This is a genomic window from Flavobacterium sp. XN-5, assembly GCF_008033395.2.
GTDB lineage: Bacteria > Bacteroidota > Bacteroidia > Flavobacteriales > Flavobacteriaceae > Flavobacterium > Flavobacterium hiemivividum.
The window spans coordinates 566,070-586,487 of record NZ_VOGZ02000001.1 but is presented as its reverse complement, the minus strand read 5'-3'; the positions used below and the strand labels follow the sequence as shown (position 1 = coordinate 586,487).

Sequence of the window (20,418 nt, the reverse complement as noted above, 5' to 3'; positions counted from 1 at the left end):
AGATTTTGTTAGAGCTGTATTTGTCTGTCAATTTGCTGATCTAAGGAAATGAAGGTTTCTGTTCTGGAAACACCTTCTATCACTTGAATTTTAGAATTTAGCAATTGCATTAAATGCTGATTGTCTCTACAGATTATTTTAATCAATATAGACCAGTTTCCAGTAGTAAAATGACATTCTAAGACTTCGGGGATTTTTCTTAATTCCTTTACAGCTTCTGGGTTTCGGGCTGCTTTGTCAAGGTAAACCCCAATAAAAGCCATGGTGTTGTAGCCTAGGACTTTATGGTTTACGACAAATTTTGAACCTGAAATTACTCCAGACACTTCGAGTTTTCGCAATCTTTGATGAATAGCCGCTCCCGAAATTCCTATTTTATTCGCGATTTGGAGGATCGGTTTACGAGCGTCTTCCATAAGGAATCTTAAAATTTCTTTGTCGATTCCGTCTATTTCTACGACCATGGAGTTTAATTTCATAAGTTTGATTTTAGAACTAAAACTAGAGTTTTTAGTTGTAATTGAAAACCAAATTTAAACAAAAGCAAACAATAATAAGGTGTTTAAACGTTAATTAGAAAAGTATTCTAACGTTGAGGTGTTTAAGATTTCAATAGGTCGCTAATGAATTGTAGAATAGGAAGTGCGGTAGTATTACTTAGAAATCAGGCGTAAAAAAAACCACCTGTAGTACAATATACAGATGGTTTTTTTTTTATGAGGAAAAGCTAAAAACTATTTACCTTTATTAGCTTCAGTAATGTATTTTTCTAAGGCCATTGTCATCGAAGGTGCATTTGGTGAAGGCGCTAGTATATCAACTCTTAATCCATTGTCCAATGCTTCTTTTTGAGTTGTGCTCCCAAAAACAGCTATTCTGGTATTGTTTTGTTCGAAGTCCGGGAAGTTTTTAAATAATGATTTAATTCCAGTAGGACTAAAGAAGGCTAGAACATCATAATACACATCAGCTAAGTCAGAAAGGTCACTCATAACTGTTTTGTAAAAAATAGCTGGAGTCCAGTCTACCTTTAATGCATTAAGTGTGATGGTTGCATCAGCATTTAATTGATCTGAAGCCGGTAAAAGAAATTTTTCGTCTTTGTATTTTTTGATCAATGGAGATAAATCTGCAAAGTCCTTAGGACCTACGTAGATTTTACGTTTTCTATAAACAACGTATTTTTGCAAATAAAAGGCTACAGCTTCAGACTGGCAGAAATATTTCAAGCCTTCTGGTACTTTGAAGCGCATTTCGTCTGCGACTCTAAAGAAATGATCAACCGCATTTCTACTCGTTAAAATAATTGCAGTATATTGATTAAGATCGATTTTTTGAAGTCGAATCTCTTTAGCATTAACTCCTTCTATATGAATAAAAGGCCTGAAATCAATTTTCACTTTATGCTTCTGTTGGAGTTCAAAGTAAGGAGAGTTCTCTACTTTAGGCTCAGGTTGTGACACCAAAATTGTTTTCACTTTCATATTTTAACTTTTTCTAAGCGCCCCCTTTTTTAAACATAAAAAACATAAAAAAATAGGGGGCTATTTCGAGAGCGCAAAGATATAAAATAAAATAAAACAACTTACCGAATATTAGATTTTGATATTTTTTTATAGAAACAATATATATTAAAACATTGATAATCAATATTGTAGATATTATTATAAGTGGAATATTTCTCGATATTGTATCGTAATAGAATAATATAATGTTAATGGGTAGGATAAATAGCCCAATATAGGTTCGATAAGCAACTTTTTGGAGGTTGAAATGCTCTATAAAATCCTCAATATTAAATGCGGTAGCAATGATTTTTTCTATTAAATATTTAGATAAAACAAAGAATATTAGTAAAGTGATAATTTGAATGTAGAATATTAAGTCTGTCTTAGAACCATATCCAAAAAAACTTAGTGAAAGCTGAATGAAAAAAGCAATGGAAATAACTTGTACAAAAAACAAGGAAATTGTGAAACTGTCTCTTAAGTGGCTTCCGTCGCGATAAACCTTAGAATATTTATCTGAAAAGATCAAATTCATAAAATCGCTAAAGCGGTTTTCATAAACTGATTTGGTAATTGCGACAATAGCAAATGCCAATACAAATAAAAGGATTGCCCAATCTTTGCTTTCTGTTATTCTTGGATTAAGTAGGTGTTCTATCATAGCGTGACAAAATTAGTAATTTTTTATATCAATCTTTTTATTATAAATTTATTATGAATGAAATGCTATAAAAACGTTACTTTTGCACTGAAATTACTAGAAATATGAACGACTGTATTGTTATAATTCCTACCTATAACGAAATTGAGAATATTGAAAGCATAATCAGGTCGGTACTTTCCCAACACAAACCTTTTCATATCCTTATTGTAGACGACAATTCTCCGGATCAAACCGCGGATAAAGTCAGATTGCTTCAAGGCGAGTTTGAGGGTCGTTTATTTTTGGAAAATAGAGAAAAAAAATCTGGACTAGGTACTGCCTATGTTCATGGGTTCAAATGGGCATTAGAGAGAAAGTATGGTTTTATTTTCGAAATGGATGCTGATTTTTCTCATAATCCGAATGATTTAGAGAAGTTATACAATGCTTGTCACTTTGGAACTGCTGATCTTGCGATTGGTTCGCGCTATGTTACAGGTGTAAATGTCGTTAATTGGCCGTTAAATCGAGTGTTGATGTCTTATTTTGCATCGGTATATGTTCGAATTATAACTGGAATGAAAATTCATGATGCTACGGCAGGTTTCGTTTGTTATAAAAGAGAGGTGCTTGAAGCGATTAATCTCGATAAAATAAAATTTGTGGGATACGCGTTTCAGATTGAAATGAAATACAGAACATTTTGTAAAAAATTTAATATTGTCGAAGTACCAATAATTTTTACAGACCGCACAAAAGGAGAATCAAAAATGAGCAATTCAATAATTATTGAAGCCGTTTTTGGGGTAATTTCTCTACGATTAAAAAAATTAGTTAATAGTTTATAAGCAAAAATACAATGAATAGGGTTTTAATTAAGAATGCCAAAATAGTAAATGAAGGGGTAATTTTTGAGGGCGATGTATTAATTGAAAATGACTTAATTGTTGAGGTTTCGGAAAGTATAAGCGCGAAATCATCAAATTGTGTGATCATCGACGCAGAGGGGAACTATTTAATGCCGGGTGCTATTGATGACCAAGTGCATTTTAGAGAGCCAGGTCTTACTTATAAAGGTGATATAGAAACGGAATCTAGAGCGGCCGTTGCCGGTGGAATTACTTCTTACATCGAGCAGCCTAATACGGTTCCTAATGCGGTTACCCAAGAAATTTTAGAAGAAAAATACCAGCTTGCTGCTGAGAAATCATATGCGAATTATTCGTTTATGATGGGTGCAACTAATGATAACTTGGAGGAAGTTCTAAAAACAAATCCGAAAAATGTTGCTGGTATAAAAATATTTTTAGGTTCATCAACAGGGAATATGCTTGTTGATAACGAAGCGACTTTAGAAAAAATATTCTCCAGTACACCCATGCTTATTGCAGTTCATTGTGAAGATGAAACTACCATAAAAAACAATTTAGAGAAATACAAAGCTGAATTTGGAGATGATGTTCCCGTTACGGCGCATCATTTAATTAGAAGTGAAGAAGCTTGTTATATTTCTTCTTCCAAAGCGGTTGCGCTTGCTAAGAAAACTGGTGCTCGTTTGCACATTTTTCATCTTTCAACTGCCAAAGAAATGGATTTGTTCACAAACAAAATTCCATTGGAACAAAAGAAAATCACTGCCGAAGTTTGCGTGCATCATTTATGGTTTAACAATGACGATTATGCTACTAAAGGGAATCTTATAAAATGGAATCCAGCGGTAAAAACAGCAAATGATCAAAAAGTACTTTGGGAAGCTTTATTGGATGGTAGAATTGATGTGATTGCTACTGATCATGCACCGCATACATTAGAAGAGAAAAAGAAATCATATCTAGAAGCTCCTTCCGGAGGGCCTTTAGTTCAACATGCTGTTGTGGCTATGTTTGAAGCTTTTCACCAGGGTAAAATAAGTGTTGAGAAAATTGTCGAAAAAATGTGCCATAATCCGGCTAAGATTTTCAAAATTGAAAAACGTGGTTTTATAAAAGAAGGATTTTATGCCGACTTAGTAATCGTAAACCCGGGTTTGCCTTGGAGTGTTAAGAAAGAAAATATTTTTGCTAAATGCGGATGGTCTCCATTTGAAGGATTTACTTTCAAATCTAGAATTACACATACTTTGGTAAATGGACAATTAGTGTATAGTGCTTTTAAAGTAAAAAATATTCGCGCAGGAAAAAGACTTTTGTTTGATCGCTAAAAGACAAGTATAGATGAAAAAATTAATGTTACTATTGACCGTTTTAGTTGGGTTTATGAGCTGCAAAGAAGAAGTAGTTCATAAGCCTGACAATCTTATAGAAAGAGATATGATGATCGATGTAATGTATGATTTATCAATTTTTGACGCTATAAAATATCAAAATCCAGCGTCAATAGATACGTTTAAAATTAATCCGTCTCAGTACATTTTTAAAAAGTATAAAATAGATAGCTTGCAATTTGCGCAAAGCAATACTTATTATGCTTCAAATTATATCGATTATAAAGAAATGTATGACGAGCTTATCCAGCGAATTGAGGCTAAAAAAACAGTCTTAGATTCATTGGTGAAAAGAGAAGAGAAAAAGCAAGAGAAACTAAAAGCGGATTCATTAAAAAAAGTCAAGAGCAACGATGTGAAAAAAGATTCTTTACTATTAAAAAAGAAGAAAACTATCTTGAAAAACGGAAAAGACTCTTTGAGAATTCAATAAGTTTCCCTTTTTATAATTTTGAAGTCTCCTCGATGTATTGATGGACATCTACAAATTCAGTGTTTAAAGTTCTTTTTATTTTTTCATTCGAATAGATATGTTTCGAATAAGATGCTGTAGCTGTCGCTCTGGTTAGTTGCCTTTTTCTGCCTAAGATGCTCGATATAATCCAATCTACTCTCCAAGCAATTTGCATTACCGATGGTTTTAGGTGTCGTGTCGGTCTATTAACTTTCAATGCATCGGCAATCGAATTCTGTATTTCTCTAAACGGGATGTTCTGGGCAATCAATATAAAACGCTCGTTTTTAATTTCGCTTTTCATCAATTGAACTGTAATTCTTACCACATCGCTAACTGCTACGAAAGCTGCTATTCCAAGAGTGTAAAACGGTAGACCATTGGCCACTTTTTGAAAAAGAAGTCCACTTCCCTGATCTTGAAAACCAGGTCCAATAATAACTCCCGGATTTACCACGACGACCTCTAAGCCTTCTTGCTGGCCACGCCATATTTCTACCTCGGCTCCATATTTAGAAATTGCGTAGTCGCTATGTGGTTTTTCGGGATTCCATTCTGTTTCTTCGGTGATAATCGTTTCATGCGCCGCTAGATCGCCCAGAGCAGCTATCGAACTGATGTAACACAATTTTTTAATATCGTAGGCAAGGCAAAAGTTGACGATGTTTGCGGTTCCTTCGATATTAGTTTTGCGGAGTGGCTCTTCGTCCTTTGGATCAAATGAAATTAGGGCGGCACTATGGTAAACGTAGTCGATTCCTATAAAGGCATGTTCTAAAGAAGGGATATCAATTATGTCAGCTTGAACCCATTCGATAGCATCAAATAAAGCTGATTTGTTGTAAAGCTGAAACAATGCTTTCGTTTTATCGATATTTTCTGAATTTCGATAAATAGCCCGAATTTTAGTAGCTCCAATGCTTTCGGATTCTATTAAATACAGCAATAAATGCGCTCCTACTAAACCGGTTCCTCCTGTTACTAAAATCATTTTGTAAAGATAATTAGATTGTTCGATTTTTAGACCGATTGATTTTCAAATTATGCAATTAAAACTATCTTTGTGGAAATTGACAAAGAGATGAAGAATTTTATTGAAGAAGTGACTTGGAGAGGAATGCTCCACGATGTTATGCCAGGCACAGAAGAACATTTGATGGAGCAAATGCGTGTGGCGTATGTGGGTATTGATCCAACTGCAGATTCATTGCATATAGGGCATTTAGTAGGTGTAATGTTGTTGAAACATTTTCAATTGTCCGGACACAAACCATTAGCGCTAGTGGGTGGTGCGACAGGAATGATTGGAGATCCATCAGGAAAATCCAATGAAAGAAATTTATTAGACGAGCCTACTTTACGTCACAATCAAGAAGCAATTAGAGCACAATTGAGTCGTTTTCTTGATTTTACTTCAGATGCTCCAAATGCAGCTGAATTAGTGAATAATTACGACTGGATGAAGAATTTCTCTTTTCTGGAATTTATTCGTGATATTGGAAAACACATTACGGTAAATTATATGATGTCTAAAGATTCAGTAAAGAAGCGTTTGTCTTCTGAATCAGCAGAAGGAATGTCATTTACTGAGTTTACATACCAAATGGTTCAGGGATACGACTTTTTACATTTGTTCAAAAACAAAAGTTGTACACTGCAAATGGGTGGTTCAGACCAATGGGGAAATATCACTACGGGAACGGAATTAGTGCGAAGAATTGCCGGCGGAAAAGCATACGCTTTAACTTGTCCGTTGATTACAAAAGCGGATGGAACTAAATTCGGGAAATCTGAAGGAGGAAATATCTGGTTAGACGCAGCGCGAACTTCACCTTATAAATTTTACCAATATTGGTTGAATACTTCAGATCTTGATGCTGAAAAATACATCAAGATTTTTACCTTTTTATCGAAAGAAGAAATTACTGAATTAACCGAAAAACATTCAGAAACACCGCATTTGCGTTTGTTACAGAAGCGTTTGGCTGAAGAAACTACGGTAATGGTTCATTCACAAGCAGATTTAGAAAATGCTATAAAAGCATCAAATATTTTGTTTGGGAATTCTACTTCAGATGATTTAAAACAATTGGACGAAGCTACTTTCTTAGATGTTTTTGAAGGTGTTCCTCAGGCAGAAATAGCAAGAAACGAAATTGAAGCTGGAATTGATATTATTGCTGTTTTGAATGAAAAAACAGGGTTTTTCAAGTCTAATGGAGAGGCAAGACGTGCTTTAAAGGCTAATTCGATTTCAGTAAATAGAGAAAAAGTGAAAGAAGATTTTACACTTTCGACAAAAGATTTGATCAACAACCAATTTGTATTGTTACAAAGCGGGAAGAAAAATTATTTTGTGGTGAGAGTGGTTTAAATCACCATTAAATTACAACCTCGAATATCAGAATTATCAAAACGTCCCAATACCTCGAAAGAGTTGTTGGGATTTTTTTTGCCCAAATCCTGTGTGGCGATAAACGAACAGGAATTAATGTTGGCCAAATCAATGACGTTGATTCCGCCTGTTTTTCCTTGAGGAATATAAGTTAATGCATCTTCGGTATCGCGAATGAGGATTTGGATCCAAGAAGGACATTCAAATACGCCTTCACCAAGAGAATAGGCTTGTGAGAGCAATTCAGTCATTCCATATTCAGAATGTATGGCTGTCACGCCAAAACCCTCGCAAAGTTGCTGATGCAATTCTTCTCGGATCATTTCTTTACGCTTGCCCTTCATACCGCCAGTTTCCATGATAATGGTATTTTGCAGTTGGAACTGATGTTTTTCGATCAAGTCTAATAAGGCAAAAGTAACTCCGATAAGAATTACATTTTGACCAGATTGATCTAATTCGGTCAGTTTTTTAATCAGCTCCTCGTGGTTGTGAAGATAAAAACCACTTTCGGGATGATTAGATAGCTGAATCAAATCTTCGACCATATAAATCAAGGAAGATCCTTCTCTTTCCAGATAAGAGGGTAATAAAGCCAAGACTACATAATCTTCAATGTTTCCATAGAATTCAGAAAACCCTTGGCGATAACTTTCTTCATAAATAGAAATGTCTGTTACAAGATGTTTGCTGGTAATCATTCCAGTCGTTCCGCTGCTGGTAAATGTATTTTGGACTGGGTTTGTATTAGAAACTACCGCGTGACTTTTAAAAAACTGAATGGGTAAAAACGGAATCTGTTGCAGTGTTTTTACTTTTTGAGGTTCTATTTTCAAGAGATCACAAAATGCTCTGTACACCAAGTTGTTTTCGTGTTGGTAACGAAATACTTTTAAGGCTATTTTTTCAAATTGCTTTTGATTCGAAATGGCAAATATATCAGTAGCTGTAATCAAGATTTTTTTTTGCAAAGGTATAAATTTTAATAGCGCTTTCAGATATTAAAAGGCATTCCAATCGGAATAAAAAAAAACTCCAATTGTAGTTGGAGCTTTTTAATTTATTTTCCGAAAGTAATTTTTACCTTACAATGAGTTTTCTGGTAGCAGTTGCGTTTTCCTCATTAATCTTAATAATATAAACGCCAGGGTTAAGACTGGAGACATTTAGTTCTCTTGAACTAATTAACGTTTGCAGTACTTTTTTTCCTAAAAGATCAAATATAATTATTTCTTTATTTGAATCATTTTTGGTGGATATATATACCTTTCCGTTAGTGACAGGGTTTGGATACAAGCTTAAACCTTCAATTATGGAGGTTTCTTGTAGTTTTGGTTGTTGCTTTGTTTCTTGAGCGCTGAGGTTCAAGGAGAAGAAAAAAACCAATAAGATTGCAATATAAAAGTAATTTTTTGCCATTAGCTTGATTTTGTTTAGTAAATATACAAAAAAAATCAAATACTGTACCAAAATAAAAAACACCTTTCTTTTGAAAGGTGTTTTTACAACAAGTTTATTGTTTTTATTATTATAATCCTGCAGTCCAGCCAGTTGTCCATGACGGAGCAGCTGCTCCAGCACCAGCGCCAATATTAGTTCCTACCGTTAAATAAGTAGTGTTTGTTCCGGTATATTCTGATGGTAAAAATCCAGTTGCAGTGTTTGCAAATTGAATAGGATTGAATTTTATATTTCCATTGGTTATATTCGCATTAGCTGCAGCATCGTCAGATTTAATTTTTAAGCCTTTTGCAAAAGTACCGTCAATGTATACATTTGAAGCAGTCCATTTTCCAGCACCTTCTTTAAGGTAAATCGCATCCTCAGAGTTAGGCAAAGTTCCCATCACAATCGAAATGTTTTTTAAAGTTGCATTTGTCATTGGTGTTGCATAACCATTAGTTCCATTATTTGATCCTTCGATACCCGCTTTAGCTGTGTTTTTGATATACCAAAACTCTCCTGTTCCAGCCCATCCATCAGCAAAGTCAATTGAATCATCATCACTATCAGTTGAGACTAAATACTTACCGTTTACCGTTCCTCCAAAAAATTCGATACCATCATCACCATTGTGATTTGCGTGAACATATTCTAAAGTTGTTCCAGAACCCACACCAAATAATGATAATCCATTGAATTCTTTACTAGATGTGTAAGCATAACCGGTGTATTCGATTCTCAAATATTTAATTACTCCTGAGTTGTCAGTTGCATCAGAGCCACCATACGTTAAATCTGAAACTTCAGCAGAAGCCGTGCCTCCAGCGGTTGCAGATGTATTTATTGGAGCTTTACCGCAAATTACTAAACCTCCCCAGTCACTTTTAGCTGGTGTTGCTTTGGCCGATGTCATAACCACAGGGTTAGTAGCTGTACCATTGATGAAGATTTGCCCTCCTTGAGAAACTGCAATGTATCTTACAGTACTATCTGTATTTTCAGTTGCTTTGATTACAGTTCCAGCAGGAATAGTTAGTTTAGCTCCGCTTTTTACAATAAATGCTCCTGTTAAATAATACACTTTTGAAGCATCTAATGTAGCTTCTTTTCCAGCTTCTAAAGTCCCTTTGAAGTTTGTAGGATCTAGAGAAACAACATTTGGATCTGTTTCTGTAGGAACATCATTACTACTACAAGATGTAAGTGCTAATGTTACTAATGTCAACATTGATAAAAATACTTTTTTCATTTTTTTTTAGTTTTAATTGTTTTCTTTTAATTGTGTTGTTTTATTATTACAGTGCAAACCTAGCACTGTTTTTTTGCAGCTTGATTTTGTTAAGTTTATCAGTTTGTTAAGCAATCGTAAACTTCTTAAAAAGTATAAGTCGCAGCTACTTTAAAGTTAACGCCCTTTTTATACGACTCTACTAATACGTTCTGCTTGTCTTGGATTCTTTCTATTGTAGGGTTTAAAATGTTTTTCACAGAGAAACCAAGGCCAATGTTTTTAGTAAGTTTAGATTTCAATATAAAATCCAGGGTTCCATTAGCTTTGTCGACTAAATCCCCTCTTCCACTTGTACCAAGAGCATAAATTCGATCTGAGAAATAACCATAGGTTACTGTTGCTAAAACATTTTTATCACCTGAAAATTCTTTAAAATAGCTCAGGTCACCATTCAATAATAAATCGGAAGCTCCAGTTAGCTTACCTTCTGTTTTAGAAAAGAAAACAGTTAAGTCTGTTTCATTTTCTACTTTTTGCCCATTGAAATCTTGATTGTTGTACATATACGATGCGTTGAATCCTGTAGTTAATGATTCTTTGTTTTCAGCATTATTTTCGAAAATGTTTTTTCTAATCTCAAATTCAGCTCCCAGGACAACTGCTTTTTCTCCTGAGTTGACATAAGAAATATCATTAGTTGCTGAAGTAATCGTGATTTCGTTGATTGGATTCTGAATTAATTTTCCAAAAGCAGTTAACGAAATTATTTCGCTCGACTTAGGGAAATATTCCCATTTGACATCTGCATTATAATTGGTCGAAGAGTATAATTTCGGGTTTCCAATAATAACCTCGGTAACATCTTCAAACTGGAAAGGTGCTCTCTCTTTAAATTGTGGTAAAGTGTATGATTTACTGGCTGCAAATTTTAAATTTTGATCTTCGTTTAACTCATATTTAATACTAGTTGAAGGTAAAAATTCAAACTTGTCAAACTTGTTTGTGCCTTTACTGATGTTAGTGAACCAATCTATATTTTGAATAATATATTCTCCTCTTGTTCCAAAAACTACTGTAAGCTTTGGTGTAAACTTATATTCAACTCCCACAAATGCTGCCTGAATATTTTGATCACCATCATAAGTTTGAGGAGCTAATCCGCCATTAAAAGTTTTTATGCTAAAGAGATTATTGCTAAAATTGGTTTGGTTAAAGTAACCGTCAATATTGTTCTTGTCTACTACTGGCTGTGCAACTGCGGTGTTGATATCAAAATTAAATTGTCTTGCTTGAAAACCTACTTTTTTAGTATATCCACTGTATCCTAAGGTAAATTTCCCTCTATAGTCTTCATCCTCTTTGTTAAACTTATAATCCAAAGCTAAGTTTGCAGCTAGCTGATTGTCTTTTAAATTCTGATAAAATCGGTGGTTTTCAGAGTCATTATTGTCTGACACTTGCTTTACATCTGGATCAGATTGTTCGTTCTGCGGAATTAAGGTGTTTTGCATTCGATCTGGAATACTGTTTTTTAAAGAGTTATAAGAAACACCCCAGTTAAAATTCGTTCTTTCGTTTAAAGAATGATTTCCTAATAATTGGTTTATAAATACCGTAGTTTGATCTAAATTAGACCTTCTAATGTATCCACCGCCATCCGAAGCAATGTCAAAACGATCAATAATACCTTCAAATTCTTGATGGTCTTGGCTCGAGGTGTTGACGAATAGTGAGTTGAATTTTATGGAGTTGTTAGCGTTAATTTTATAATTAACGTTCCCCATTACTGTTGTGTTTGTATTGTATGAAAAAGATTCGAAATTTAAATTTCTTCTTGGGATGCCATTTAGGCCAATAGATCCATTTGAAACTCCAGTAGTATAATTGTATTCATTGTCAAAAGACGCTGTTCCAAAAAAGCCGAGTTTTCCGTTTTCTCCAACATTGAATTCACTACCGCCTCTAATAAAGATCGAAGTGTTAATAGGAGTCGCAGCAGCGGTATTCCAATTAGTATCGAAATTATAAGAAGAAAATGGGTTTTTAGGATAGCTTGTATTTGAGAATCCAGTTTTAGATGGTCCGTCTTGTAATCGAAAATCTTTTTGGCTGTTAGCCAAAGTATTCATGCCTAATTCGAAACCTATCTCTAACATTTTGCTTCCTGTGTGCGTTTTTGATACAATATCAATATTTGCACCTCCAAAATCTCCAAAATTTCTAAAATTGTATGTTTTGTCAATGCCTATTGATTCTACAATATCAGTATTGAAAATTCCTAATTTAATATTCTTTTTTGAAGGATCATCTGATGGTAAGGGCAAGCCATTCATAGTAGTAGAGTTGTAGCGGTCGCCTAAACCTCGTACGAATATATTTCCAGTACCTTCCTGTTTTGTAATACCACTCGTTTTAGTAACTGCTGTGGCCACGTCGCTAACTCCTTTTCTGGAGAGTTCTTGCGCGCCAATACTTTGTTTGATTTCGACAGCCTTTTTTTGTTCTAATAATAAGGCGGTTTCTTTTTGTTTGTTTACATGAGTCGTGATAACAACATCACTTAATTTGTAACCAGCCGCGCCTAATGCTTTGTTTAGAATAACCGTTTCGCTATCAATCACCGTTACGGGAATTTCTAATGATTCGTAACCAATAAAACTATACTGTATAACATAGCTTCCTGCTGGAGCACTAAGTGAGTATTTACCATCAATATCAGTTATGCCATTTATTTGTGTTCCTTTTAATAATACATTCGCAAAAGGTAACGTTTCGTTGTTTGAATCCTTATCAGTTAGTACTCCAGAAATAGTCCCTTTAGTTTGAGAAAAAGCAAGGGTACTAATAAAAAGCGTTAAAATGAATAATTTAAGTTTCATAGTTTGTTTAATTTTTTGCAAAGTAATGGGGTCTTTGTAAAGTTTGCGTTATTGGCAGGTTACGATTACGTTTGTTGAATATTACTAAATAGTTATCAAATTAAATTACGGTTAATACTGCTTTTTTGCTGTTCATTTATTCTTACATTTACAATTGCAAACGTAATTTTGCCAAATATGAAAAAGAAACATACCAAGATTTTACTTGTTGACGATGAACCAGATATTTTAGAAATCGTAGGTTATAATCTTGCTCAAGAGGGCTATCAGATTTTTAAGGCCGCTAATGGAAAAGAGGCAATTGTAAAGGCTAAAAAGGAATTACCAGATTTAATTATCATGGATGTCATGATGCCTGAAATGGATGGAATGGAAGCTTGTGAAAGCATTAGGAAAATTCCAGAATTGAGCAATGTGATTATTACTTTCTTGACTGCAAGAAGTGAAGACTATTCGCAAGTTGCGGGATTTGATGCGGGAGCAGATGACTACATCGCAAAGCCTATAAAGCCAAAACTATTAGTTAGTAAAGTGAAAGCATTACTACGCCGCCTGAAAGAAAGTGAGCAAGACAGCGAAACTCTGAATGTAGGTGGAATAGAAATAAATCGCGAAGAATATAAAATAGTAAAGGATAATGTCGAAATTGCATTACCTAGAAAAGAGTTTGAGCTGTTTTATTTGCTTGCTTCTAAACCTGGAAAAGTATTTAAGCGTGATGAAATTCTGGATAAAGTTTGGGGAAATGAAGTAGTGGTAGGTGGAAGAACTATTGATGTCCATATTAGAAAACTTCGAGAAAAAATAGGAGAAGATCTTTTTAAAACCATTAAAGGGGTTGGCTATAAATTTGAAGTTTAAAATAAAACAATGAGGTTGTTTGTGAGGTGTAAGATCTTCTTTATAATGCTCTTTTAAACAAACAATATAAGTACTTAAAAATGAATGTAAGTTTTAAAAAAACCTATAAGTTTGCCGTAAAGTCAGCGTTGTATATCAGTCTATTTTCAACTGGATTTGTAATGCTATTGGTTTCAGTTATGTTCCAATTGCCTTTGCGCAGTCTGCTATTGTTTGGTTTTATTTTCATTTTAGTTATTTATATATTTTCATTTATTGTTTTGCAACATCGAGTTGAGCGTTTTATATATAGACGTGTAAAGAAAATCTATGACGATGTTTCGCTTTTAGAATCAAGTACATTTCTGGATCAACCCATTGCGACCGATATGGAAACACTGACTCGAGAGGTAAAGAAATTTGCGACGGATAAGAAACTTGAAATCGAGATGTTGAAAGTGCGTGAAGAGTACCGAAGAGAGTTTTTGGGAAATGTTTCACATGAGTTAAAAACACCCTTATTTACCGTGCAAGGTTATATAGACACTTTGCTAGATGGAGCAATGGAAGATAAAGTCATTCGAAAAAAATATTTAAAACGTGCCGAAAAAGGGGTAGAACGCCTAATTTATATTGTTGAAGATTTAGACATGATAACCAAACTTGAAGTTGGAGATCTGAATTTAGAAATTACTGAATTTGATATTGTCGAATTAATTCAGAACGTTTTCGACCTACTAGAAATGAAAGCCGAGAAAAAGAAAATCACGCTTGAGTTTGAGAATTATCACATCTTACCCAATTATGTGAGAGCAGACAGAGATCGAATTCAACAAATCGTAGAAAACTTAATCGTAAATTCAATAAAGTACGGAAACCCAAAGGGTACAACGGAAGTTGCGGTGGTTAATTTGACAAAAGAAAAAGTTTTGATTCGGATAACAGATAATGGCGAAGGAATAGAAAAGCAAAATATTCCGCGGCTTTTTGAACGCTTTTATCGAATAGATAAAAGTGGAGCCCGCTCCGAAGGAGGTTCTGGATTAGGACTTGCAATAGTAAAGCATATTATAGAAGCTCATAAAGAAAAAATATTTGTCGAAAGTGAAATTGGTGTTGGTTCACAATTTTCTTTTACGCTAACAAAGGCAGTGAAGCAATAATATAAAACGCTTTAAAAGTCTTCTGATTATAAATGTAATTTCAAGTTTAATAACTTTTTTTGAAATTCAGTAAAATTACTTCATAAGAAACTTCTCCTTTCTATTACTTCAATTTTTTATTAAAGCAATTAATTTTAAAGTGTAAGCTAAGAATCTGTGGTGCTTATATCTACGAGAAGGCGGTGTATTAAAGCGCTGTTTTGTTAGTTTTTAGTTTTAATTTGCTTGAATTGACGAAGAATAAAAAAATCAAAACGAATAAAAAAAATAAGACTCGAAAAGAAATAGAGTGTATTTTTGCTGGAGTAAAGAATGGACATAATCAACAATTAATTAGAAAATGAAAACATTAACTAAAGAAATGCAGGACGCTATTACTCCAGTAATGGCGATAGAAATTCTAAAAGAAGGAAATAAAAGATTTGCAAACAATCTAAAAGCAAACCGCAACCTTTTGCAACAGGCTAATGAAACTGTAGAGGGGCAGCATCCTTTTGCTGTGATTTTGAGTTGTATTGACTCACGAACTTCAGCCGAGTTAATTTTTGACCAAGGCTTAGGCGACGTGTTTAGCGTGCGTATTGCTGGGAATATTGTGAATGAAGATATTTTGGGCAGCATGGAGTTTGGATGTAAGGTAGCTGGTTCAAAAATAATTGTGGTATTAGGACACACTAAATGCGGTGCCATCAAAGGGGCTTGCGACCACGTCGAAATGGGGAATTTGACAGCTTTGCTTAGTAAAATACAGCCTGCGGTGTACGATGAAAAAACAGAAACCGAAAACAGAAATTCAACCAATAGCGATTTTGTAGATAAAGTATCTGTGATCAATGTTAAAAAAACAGTACAAGCCATTATGGAACGCAGCCCGATTTTAAAACAAATGATTGAAAATGGAGAAATTGGTATAGTAGGAGGAACACACGATATTACAACGGGACTTGTAACTTTTTATGAAGATGCCATGATGGTAGTGGACGGTAAGTAAAGAAAAATAATTTGACGATATTTGCAATCACATCAAAAAACATTAATCATGAAATATTCACGGAGAGAATTAAAAAAAGCATATTTTTTACTTTCATTTTTAGCAATAACGGCTGTTTCATTTTCACAAAGCTACCCCGATAGCACTATAAAAATAAATGCACAGCTGATACAAAATCCATTGGAAAGTATTATTCGGCTGGAACCAAAAATGTTTGAATATGATACACAAAATTTCAAACAATTCCATCTGGAGAAAGGGGAACAATTTGGATTTATGGCAGATAATATACAGGAGGTTTTTCCGAGTCTTGTAGGTGAGAAATCGATCTCTTATTTGTTCAGTAAAAATACGTATCGCACTGCTACCATTAAAACAATTGATGAAGCAGGTCTAATTCCTGTTTTGGTCGCTGCATTCAAAGAGCAGCAAGCAGAAATTGAAAAATTAAAAAGTGAAATGGCAGACCTTAGAAATAAGTTGGAAACTGCGGCACAATAATTCTTTTTTAGAATCCATATTTCAATCTGTGAAATATGGATTTTATGTTTCTAAATGAATCGTAATCTTAAAGACGATCATTGATCCTATTTATTATCATCATGATAATGATTTGTTAACAATAGCTTAACATAAACAATAGACATTTGCAAAATAAAATACTGATATCATTAGAGATGAAAAAAATTTTAATTGCATTTTTTATAGTTAGTACAGGTGTACTTCAAGCGCAAGAAATAAATAGAAACGAAATTTCGAGAGAAGTGGCTCGTATTATGGATTCTATAAACAAAGTTAAGGCAGCTGAAGAAAAAGCGAAGCCGAAAAAAGAGTCTCAATGGTATGATAAAATTAGTCTAAGAGGGTATGCTCAGGTGCGTTACAACGGGTTAATATCTACTAATGATAAAGTTTCATGTGATCAATGTGATAAATCGTGGGGAACCACAGCTACGGGAGATGATGTAAAATCTAATAATGGCTTTTTTATTAGAAGAGCTAGAATTGTCTTTTCAGGTCAAATTCATCCCAATTTATCTTTCTACATTCAGCCTGATTTAGCTAGTTCACCGAGTACAGGAGTCAATAATTTTTTGCAGTTACGTGATGCCTATTTTGATTTGTCATTCGATGCAAAGAAAGAGTTTCGTGTAAGAATAGGGCAAAGTAAAGTTCCTTTTGGATTTGAAAACATGCAATCAAGTCAAAATAGATTAACTTTAGACCGTAATGACGCTTTAAATAGTGCCATTGCAAATGAAAGAGATCTTGGTGCGTTCTTTTATTGGGCGCCAAGTAAAATAAGAGAGCGCTTCGCTATGCTTATTAAGGATGGGTATAAAGGTTCAGGAGATTATGGGGTTTTTGCCTTTGGGGCATATAATGGTCAAACAGCCAGTAAGACTGAGGGTAATAGAAATCTTCATGTAGTGACTAGGGTAAGTTATCCTTTTATAATAGGAAATCAAATTATTGAACCAGGGCTTCAAGCGTACACAGGTAAATGGGCTTTTGGAAGCGAAATTTCTTCGGGTGTTTCTGTTAAGGATAAACAATACACTATTGATCAAAGAGTGGCGGCTTCTTTTGTGTTGTATCCAAAACCATTTGGTGTTCAAGCGGAATACAACATTGGTAAAGGGCCTCGCTACAATAAACTTACAAATTCGGTAGAAGTCTCTAACTTAGAAGGAGGTTATATTACTTTAAACTATAAATGGGATCTTCCTAAAAATCAATTGCTATATCCATTTGCTAAATTTCAATATTATGATGGTGGAAAGAAATTTGAAAAAGATGCTAGAAGTTATACTGTTAGAGATTATGAACTAGGTTTAGAGTGGCAGCCGTATAAAGCATTTGAACTAACTGCAACTTGGGTAATTGCCGACAGAACTTTTGAGGATAGCGTACTTAAAAATAACAGACAGCAGGGAAATTTATTGAGGTTACAGGCTCAGTTTAATTTTTAGAATTAGATAATTCGCGAAAATAAGAAGCATCAAATACTTAACAAGAGTATTTGGTGCTTTTTTATTTTAATGATGAAGAGCTTAAATGACATTAATTGCTATTTCAAGAAGAGGTAAATTTACTTAAGCGCCTTTAATTTAGTGGATTGTAGTTTTTATGTCACTTTAAATTACCGTTATGTTAACCTTGGCTTAATACTAAAAGGGTTTATTAACATTAATTTTGCCTCGTAATAACACAACAATAACTAATTATTAAAATGAAAAATTTTTTATTAAGTATCGTGCTAATGTTTACATTGATAACGATGGCTCAAGAACAACAATTAACTAAAGAATTGCCTGCAAAAAAATCAGAGCTAAATCATTATTTAACCTCCTCTAAAAAACTGGGTTTTACAGAGAAAGATAGTTTGTTTCAAGTGATAATTGGCTTTAGGGTTCAAAGTAGAATAGGTTTTGGTAAAGAAGAAGGCGAGTCAGGAGTTGTAGAAGGAGAAATAAGAAGAATGCGACTGAAGTTAGATGGTTTTGTTTATAATCCGAAGTTTGGATATAAAGTTGAACTAGGTTTTTCGGCTAGAGATATTGGAACTGTGGCTGTAGGAAATAGCGGAAATGTAATTTTAGATGGAGTTCTTTTTTACAAACCTACTTCTCATTTTACAATCGGTTTTGGTCAAACAAAACTCCCAGGTAACAATCAACGTGTAATCTCTTCAAATTCATTAGAGCTTACAGATCGTAGTATCAACAACTCAAAGTTTAATATTGATCGTGATTTTGGAGTTTTTTTAGATTATTCGAAAGAAAATCTGGATAATTTTTCCTATTCATTAAAAGGAGCTATTACTAAAGGAGAAGGTAGAAACTGGGTAAAAACCAAAGATGACGGAATCGCTTTAACTGGAAAAGTAGAATTATTTCCTCTTGGAGCATTTACTAAAAATGGATCAAATTTTGAAGCAGATTTAACACGAGAAATAACACTGAAATGGATGGTTTCTGGGGCTTTTAGCCAAAATAATAATGCTTTACGTTCTCAAGGACAATTGGGTAGTAGCTTATATGAGTCAAGAACACTGCAGTCTTTATTTTTTGATACCATGTTTAAATATAATGGTTGGGCGGCATCTGCGGCTTATATGTCTAGAACGACTGATAATCCTATTACGATAAATCCTCTGGATATTACTAAACAACAAGCGGTGTATGTAGGTTACGGAGTTGATACTCAATTGAGTTATCTTTTTCCTTCTGATTATCAAATAATTGGTAGATTCTCAACGCAAAAAGTTGATAACGCGATACAAACGTTAAGTCCAGATGTAGACGAATACACGATTGGATTATCTAAATATATATTTGGACATAAAGTAAAAGTTCAAGCTGAGGTTTCGTATGATAACGTAAAGAATTTTAGTGGAAGTGTAGATAACAATTGGTTTGGACGATTTCAAGTAGAGATTGGAATATAATGTATAAGGAGTGTTTTTTTCGAAATTGATTTCGATATTTAAAACATAAGTAATAAAGATTGTTTAATGTTCAGTTAACAAGGAGTTAACATTCAGGCAGTACTTTCGTGAAAAATTAATAGAACTAATAAAAAAGATAAAATGAATAAAACTAAATTGTTTTTAATGTTGCCATTGATTGGTATGTTAAGTTGTGGTAAAGCAAAAAATGAAGATAAGGCAACTGCATCTTCTGGGACTGAAGTGTCTGTAACCATCAAAGGAAGTGATACTGTTTTGCCATTGGCACAAAAAGAAGCTGAAGAATTAATGAAAACAAATGCTGACGTAAGCATTACTGTTGTAGGTGGTGGATCTGGAGTAGGAATTACGGCAATGATTGATGGTACTACTGATATCGCGATGGCTTCAAGAGACCTAAAGACCGAAGAGAAAATGAAGTTTGCTGATAAGAAAATTGAAATTGAAGAAGTGATAATTGCTTATGATGCTTTAACAGTAATTGTTAATCCCGCAAATAAGGTTTCTAAATTAACACGTGAGCAGTTAGAAAAAATCTTTACAGGAGAAATCAAAAACTGGAAAGAAGTGGGCGGTGCTGATGAAAAAATCGTCGCTTATTCAAGAGAATCTTCATCTGGAACCTATGAGTTTTTCAAAGAAGAAGTTATGGACAAGAAAAACTATGCTACAGATATTTTAAACTTACCAGCAACTGGTGCAATCGTTCAAGCAGTTGGTCAAACTAAAGGAGCTATCGGTTATATCGGATTAGCATATGAAACAAAAGAAGTGAAACAATTAGCAGTGTCGTATGATCAAGGAAAAACATTTGTTGAGCCTTCTATAGCTAGCGCTAAAGATAAATCGTATCCTATCTCTAGACCATTGTTCTACATGTTTGATAAGAAAAATGCTGATAAAGTAAAAACAGTTGTTGATTATGCACTTTCTGCTGAAGGACAAAAAATAGTTGGCGAAATAGGATATATTCCATTGAACTAATACAAAAAGGTTAATTATTATATATAATGAAAGGTTGTTCGATTACGAGCAACCTTTTTTTATTTATAGAACGAGTTGTGGTGTTAAACTTGTATCAATCGCTTAACATTAAGTTAACATAAGGATAATAAAGGGAATACATTCGTCAAGTT

19 protein-coding genes are annotated in these 20,418 nt (G+C 33.9%); 11 read left to right on the top strand and 8 right to left on the bottom strand.

Annotated features, from left to right (window positions below):
- Nucleotides 1–8 precede the first annotated feature (8 nt).
- The 3 genes from FQU23_RS02620 to FQU23_RS02610 form a co-directional block, all read right to left on the bottom strand.
- Entirely contained in the window at nt 9–479 is a 471-nt protein-coding gene (locus tag FQU23_RS02620) for an Lrp/AsnC family transcriptional regulator (RefSeq protein WP_132108868.1), read from the bottom strand.
- Nucleotides 480–734: 255 nt separating this feature from the next.
- On the bottom strand, nt 735–1,484 hold the full coding sequence (locus tag FQU23_RS02615) for a uroporphyrinogen-III synthase (protein WP_132108866.1): 750 nt from the start codon (nt 1,482–1,484) through the stop codon (nt 735–737).
- A gap of 13 nt (nt 1,485–1,497) precedes the next feature.
- Nucleotides 1,498–2,169 carry a DUF4271 domain-containing protein gene (locus FQU23_RS02610; RefSeq protein ID WP_147672454.1) on the bottom strand — a complete coding sequence of 224 codons (672 nt, stop codon included), beginning with the start codon at nt 2,167–2,169 and terminating at the stop codon, nt 1,498–1,500.
- 104 nt (nt 2,170–2,273) lie between these two features.
- Here FQU23_RS02610 and FQU23_RS02605 point away from each other — a divergent pair, with 104 nt between their 5' ends.
- From FQU23_RS02605 to FQU23_RS02595, 3 genes are read left to right on the top strand one after another with little or no spacing between them, the layout of a single operon-like run.
- On the top strand, nt 2,274–2,999 hold the full coding sequence (locus FQU23_RS02605; RefSeq protein WP_132108862.1) for a polyprenol monophosphomannose synthase: 726 nt from the start codon (nt 2,274–2,276) through the stop codon (nt 2,997–2,999).
- 11 nt (nt 3,000–3,010) lie between these two features.
- Nucleotides 3,011–4,351 carry a dihydroorotase gene (locus tag FQU23_RS02600; protein ID WP_147672453.1) on the top strand — a complete coding sequence of 447 codons (1,341 nt, stop codon included), beginning with the start codon at nt 3,011–3,013 and terminating at the stop codon, nt 4,349–4,351.
- 13 nt (nt 4,352–4,364) lie between these two features.
- Nucleotides 4,365–4,847: a DUF4296 domain-containing protein gene (locus FQU23_RS02595; protein WP_147672452.1), complete on the top strand. Its 483-nt coding sequence runs from the start codon at nt 4,365–4,367 to the stop codon at nt 4,845–4,847.
- Nucleotides 4,848–4,857: 10 nt separating this feature from the next.
- On the opposite strand, the gene FQU23_RS02590 is transcribed toward FQU23_RS02595, so the two are convergent.
- Nucleotides 4,858–5,859 carry an NAD-dependent epimerase/dehydratase family protein gene (locus FQU23_RS02590; protein WP_147672451.1) on the bottom strand — a complete coding sequence of 334 codons (1,002 nt, stop codon included), beginning with the start codon at nt 5,857–5,859 and terminating at the stop codon, nt 4,858–4,860.
- Between the two features lie 90 nt (nt 5,860–5,949).
- Between FQU23_RS02590 and tyrS the strand changes: the two genes are divergently transcribed.
- Nucleotides 5,950–7,242, top strand: coding sequence for a tyrosine--tRNA ligase (gene tyrS, locus FQU23_RS02585; protein WP_147672927.1), 1,293 nt, complete (start codon nt 5,950–5,952; stop codon nt 7,240–7,242).
- Here the strand turns inward: tyrS and FQU23_RS02580 are convergent.
- The 4 genes from FQU23_RS02580 to FQU23_RS02565 all read right to left on the bottom strand — a co-directional run bounded on the left by FQU23_RS02580 (nt 7,239) and on the right by FQU23_RS02565 (nt 12,816).
- A complete protein-coding gene (locus FQU23_RS02580) occupies nt 7,239–8,219 on the bottom strand; it encodes an acyl transferase (RefSeq protein ID WP_165425731.1) in 981 nt (326 codons plus the stop codon). The genes tyrS and FQU23_RS02580 overlap by 4 nt on opposite strands.
- Nucleotides 8,220–8,343: 124 nt before the next feature.
- Nucleotides 8,344–8,682, bottom strand: a complete 339-nt coding sequence (locus FQU23_RS02575) for a T9SS type A sorting domain-containing protein (protein WP_132108848.1) — start codon at nt 8,680–8,682, stop codon at nt 8,344–8,346.
- Between the two features lie 109 nt (nt 8,683–8,791).
- Nucleotides 8,792–9,955 carry a hypothetical protein gene (locus tag FQU23_RS02570; protein ID WP_147672449.1) on the bottom strand — a complete coding sequence of 388 codons (1,164 nt, stop codon included), beginning with the start codon at nt 9,953–9,955 and terminating at the stop codon, nt 8,792–8,794.
- A gap of 125 nt (nt 9,956–10,080) precedes the next feature.
- Nucleotides 10,081–12,816, bottom strand: coding sequence for a TonB-dependent receptor (locus tag FQU23_RS02565; RefSeq protein ID WP_147672448.1), 2,736 nt, complete (start codon nt 12,814–12,816; stop codon nt 10,081–10,083).
- A 177-nt stretch (nt 12,817–12,993) separates the two neighbouring features.
- Between FQU23_RS02565 and FQU23_RS02560 the strand changes: the two genes are divergently transcribed.
- The 7 genes from FQU23_RS02560 (at nt 12,994) to FQU23_RS02530 (ending at nt 20,266) form a co-directional block, all read left to right on the top strand.
- On the top strand, nt 12,994–13,677 hold the full coding sequence (locus FQU23_RS02560) for a response regulator transcription factor (protein ID WP_147672447.1): 684 nt from the start codon (nt 12,994–12,996) through the stop codon (nt 13,675–13,677).
- Nucleotides 13,678–13,757: 80 nt separating this feature from the next.
- Complete coding sequence (locus FQU23_RS02555) at nt 13,758–14,819, top strand: sensor histidine kinase (protein ID WP_147672446.1); 1,062 nt, start codon at nt 13,758–13,760, stop codon at nt 14,817–14,819.
- 340 nt (nt 14,820–15,159) lie between these two features.
- A complete protein-coding gene (locus tag FQU23_RS02550) occupies nt 15,160–15,810 on the top strand; it encodes a carbonic anhydrase family protein (protein WP_132108838.1) in 651 nt (216 codons plus the stop codon).
- Nucleotides 15,811–15,858: 48 nt separating this feature from the next.
- Nucleotides 15,859–16,311 carry a tail fiber domain-containing protein gene (locus FQU23_RS02545; protein ID WP_147672445.1) on the top strand — a complete coding sequence of 151 codons (453 nt, stop codon included), beginning with the start codon at nt 15,859–15,861 and terminating at the stop codon, nt 16,309–16,311.
- Nucleotides 16,312–16,487: 176 nt separating this feature from the next.
- Nucleotides 16,488–17,783, top strand: a complete 1,296-nt coding sequence (locus FQU23_RS02540; RefSeq protein WP_147672444.1) for a porin — start codon at nt 16,488–16,490, stop codon at nt 17,781–17,783.
- A gap of 260 nt (nt 17,784–18,043) precedes the next feature.
- On the top strand, nt 18,044–19,261 hold the full coding sequence (locus tag FQU23_RS02535; protein ID WP_147672443.1) for a porin: 1,218 nt from the start codon (nt 18,044–18,046) through the stop codon (nt 19,259–19,261).
- Nucleotides 19,262–19,402: 141 nt separating this feature from the next.
- Nucleotides 19,403–20,266: a PstS family phosphate ABC transporter substrate-binding protein gene (locus tag FQU23_RS02530; protein ID WP_132108830.1), complete on the top strand. Its 864-nt coding sequence runs from the start codon at nt 19,403–19,405 to the stop codon at nt 20,264–20,266.
- Nucleotides 20,267–20,418: the final 152 nt, after the last annotated feature.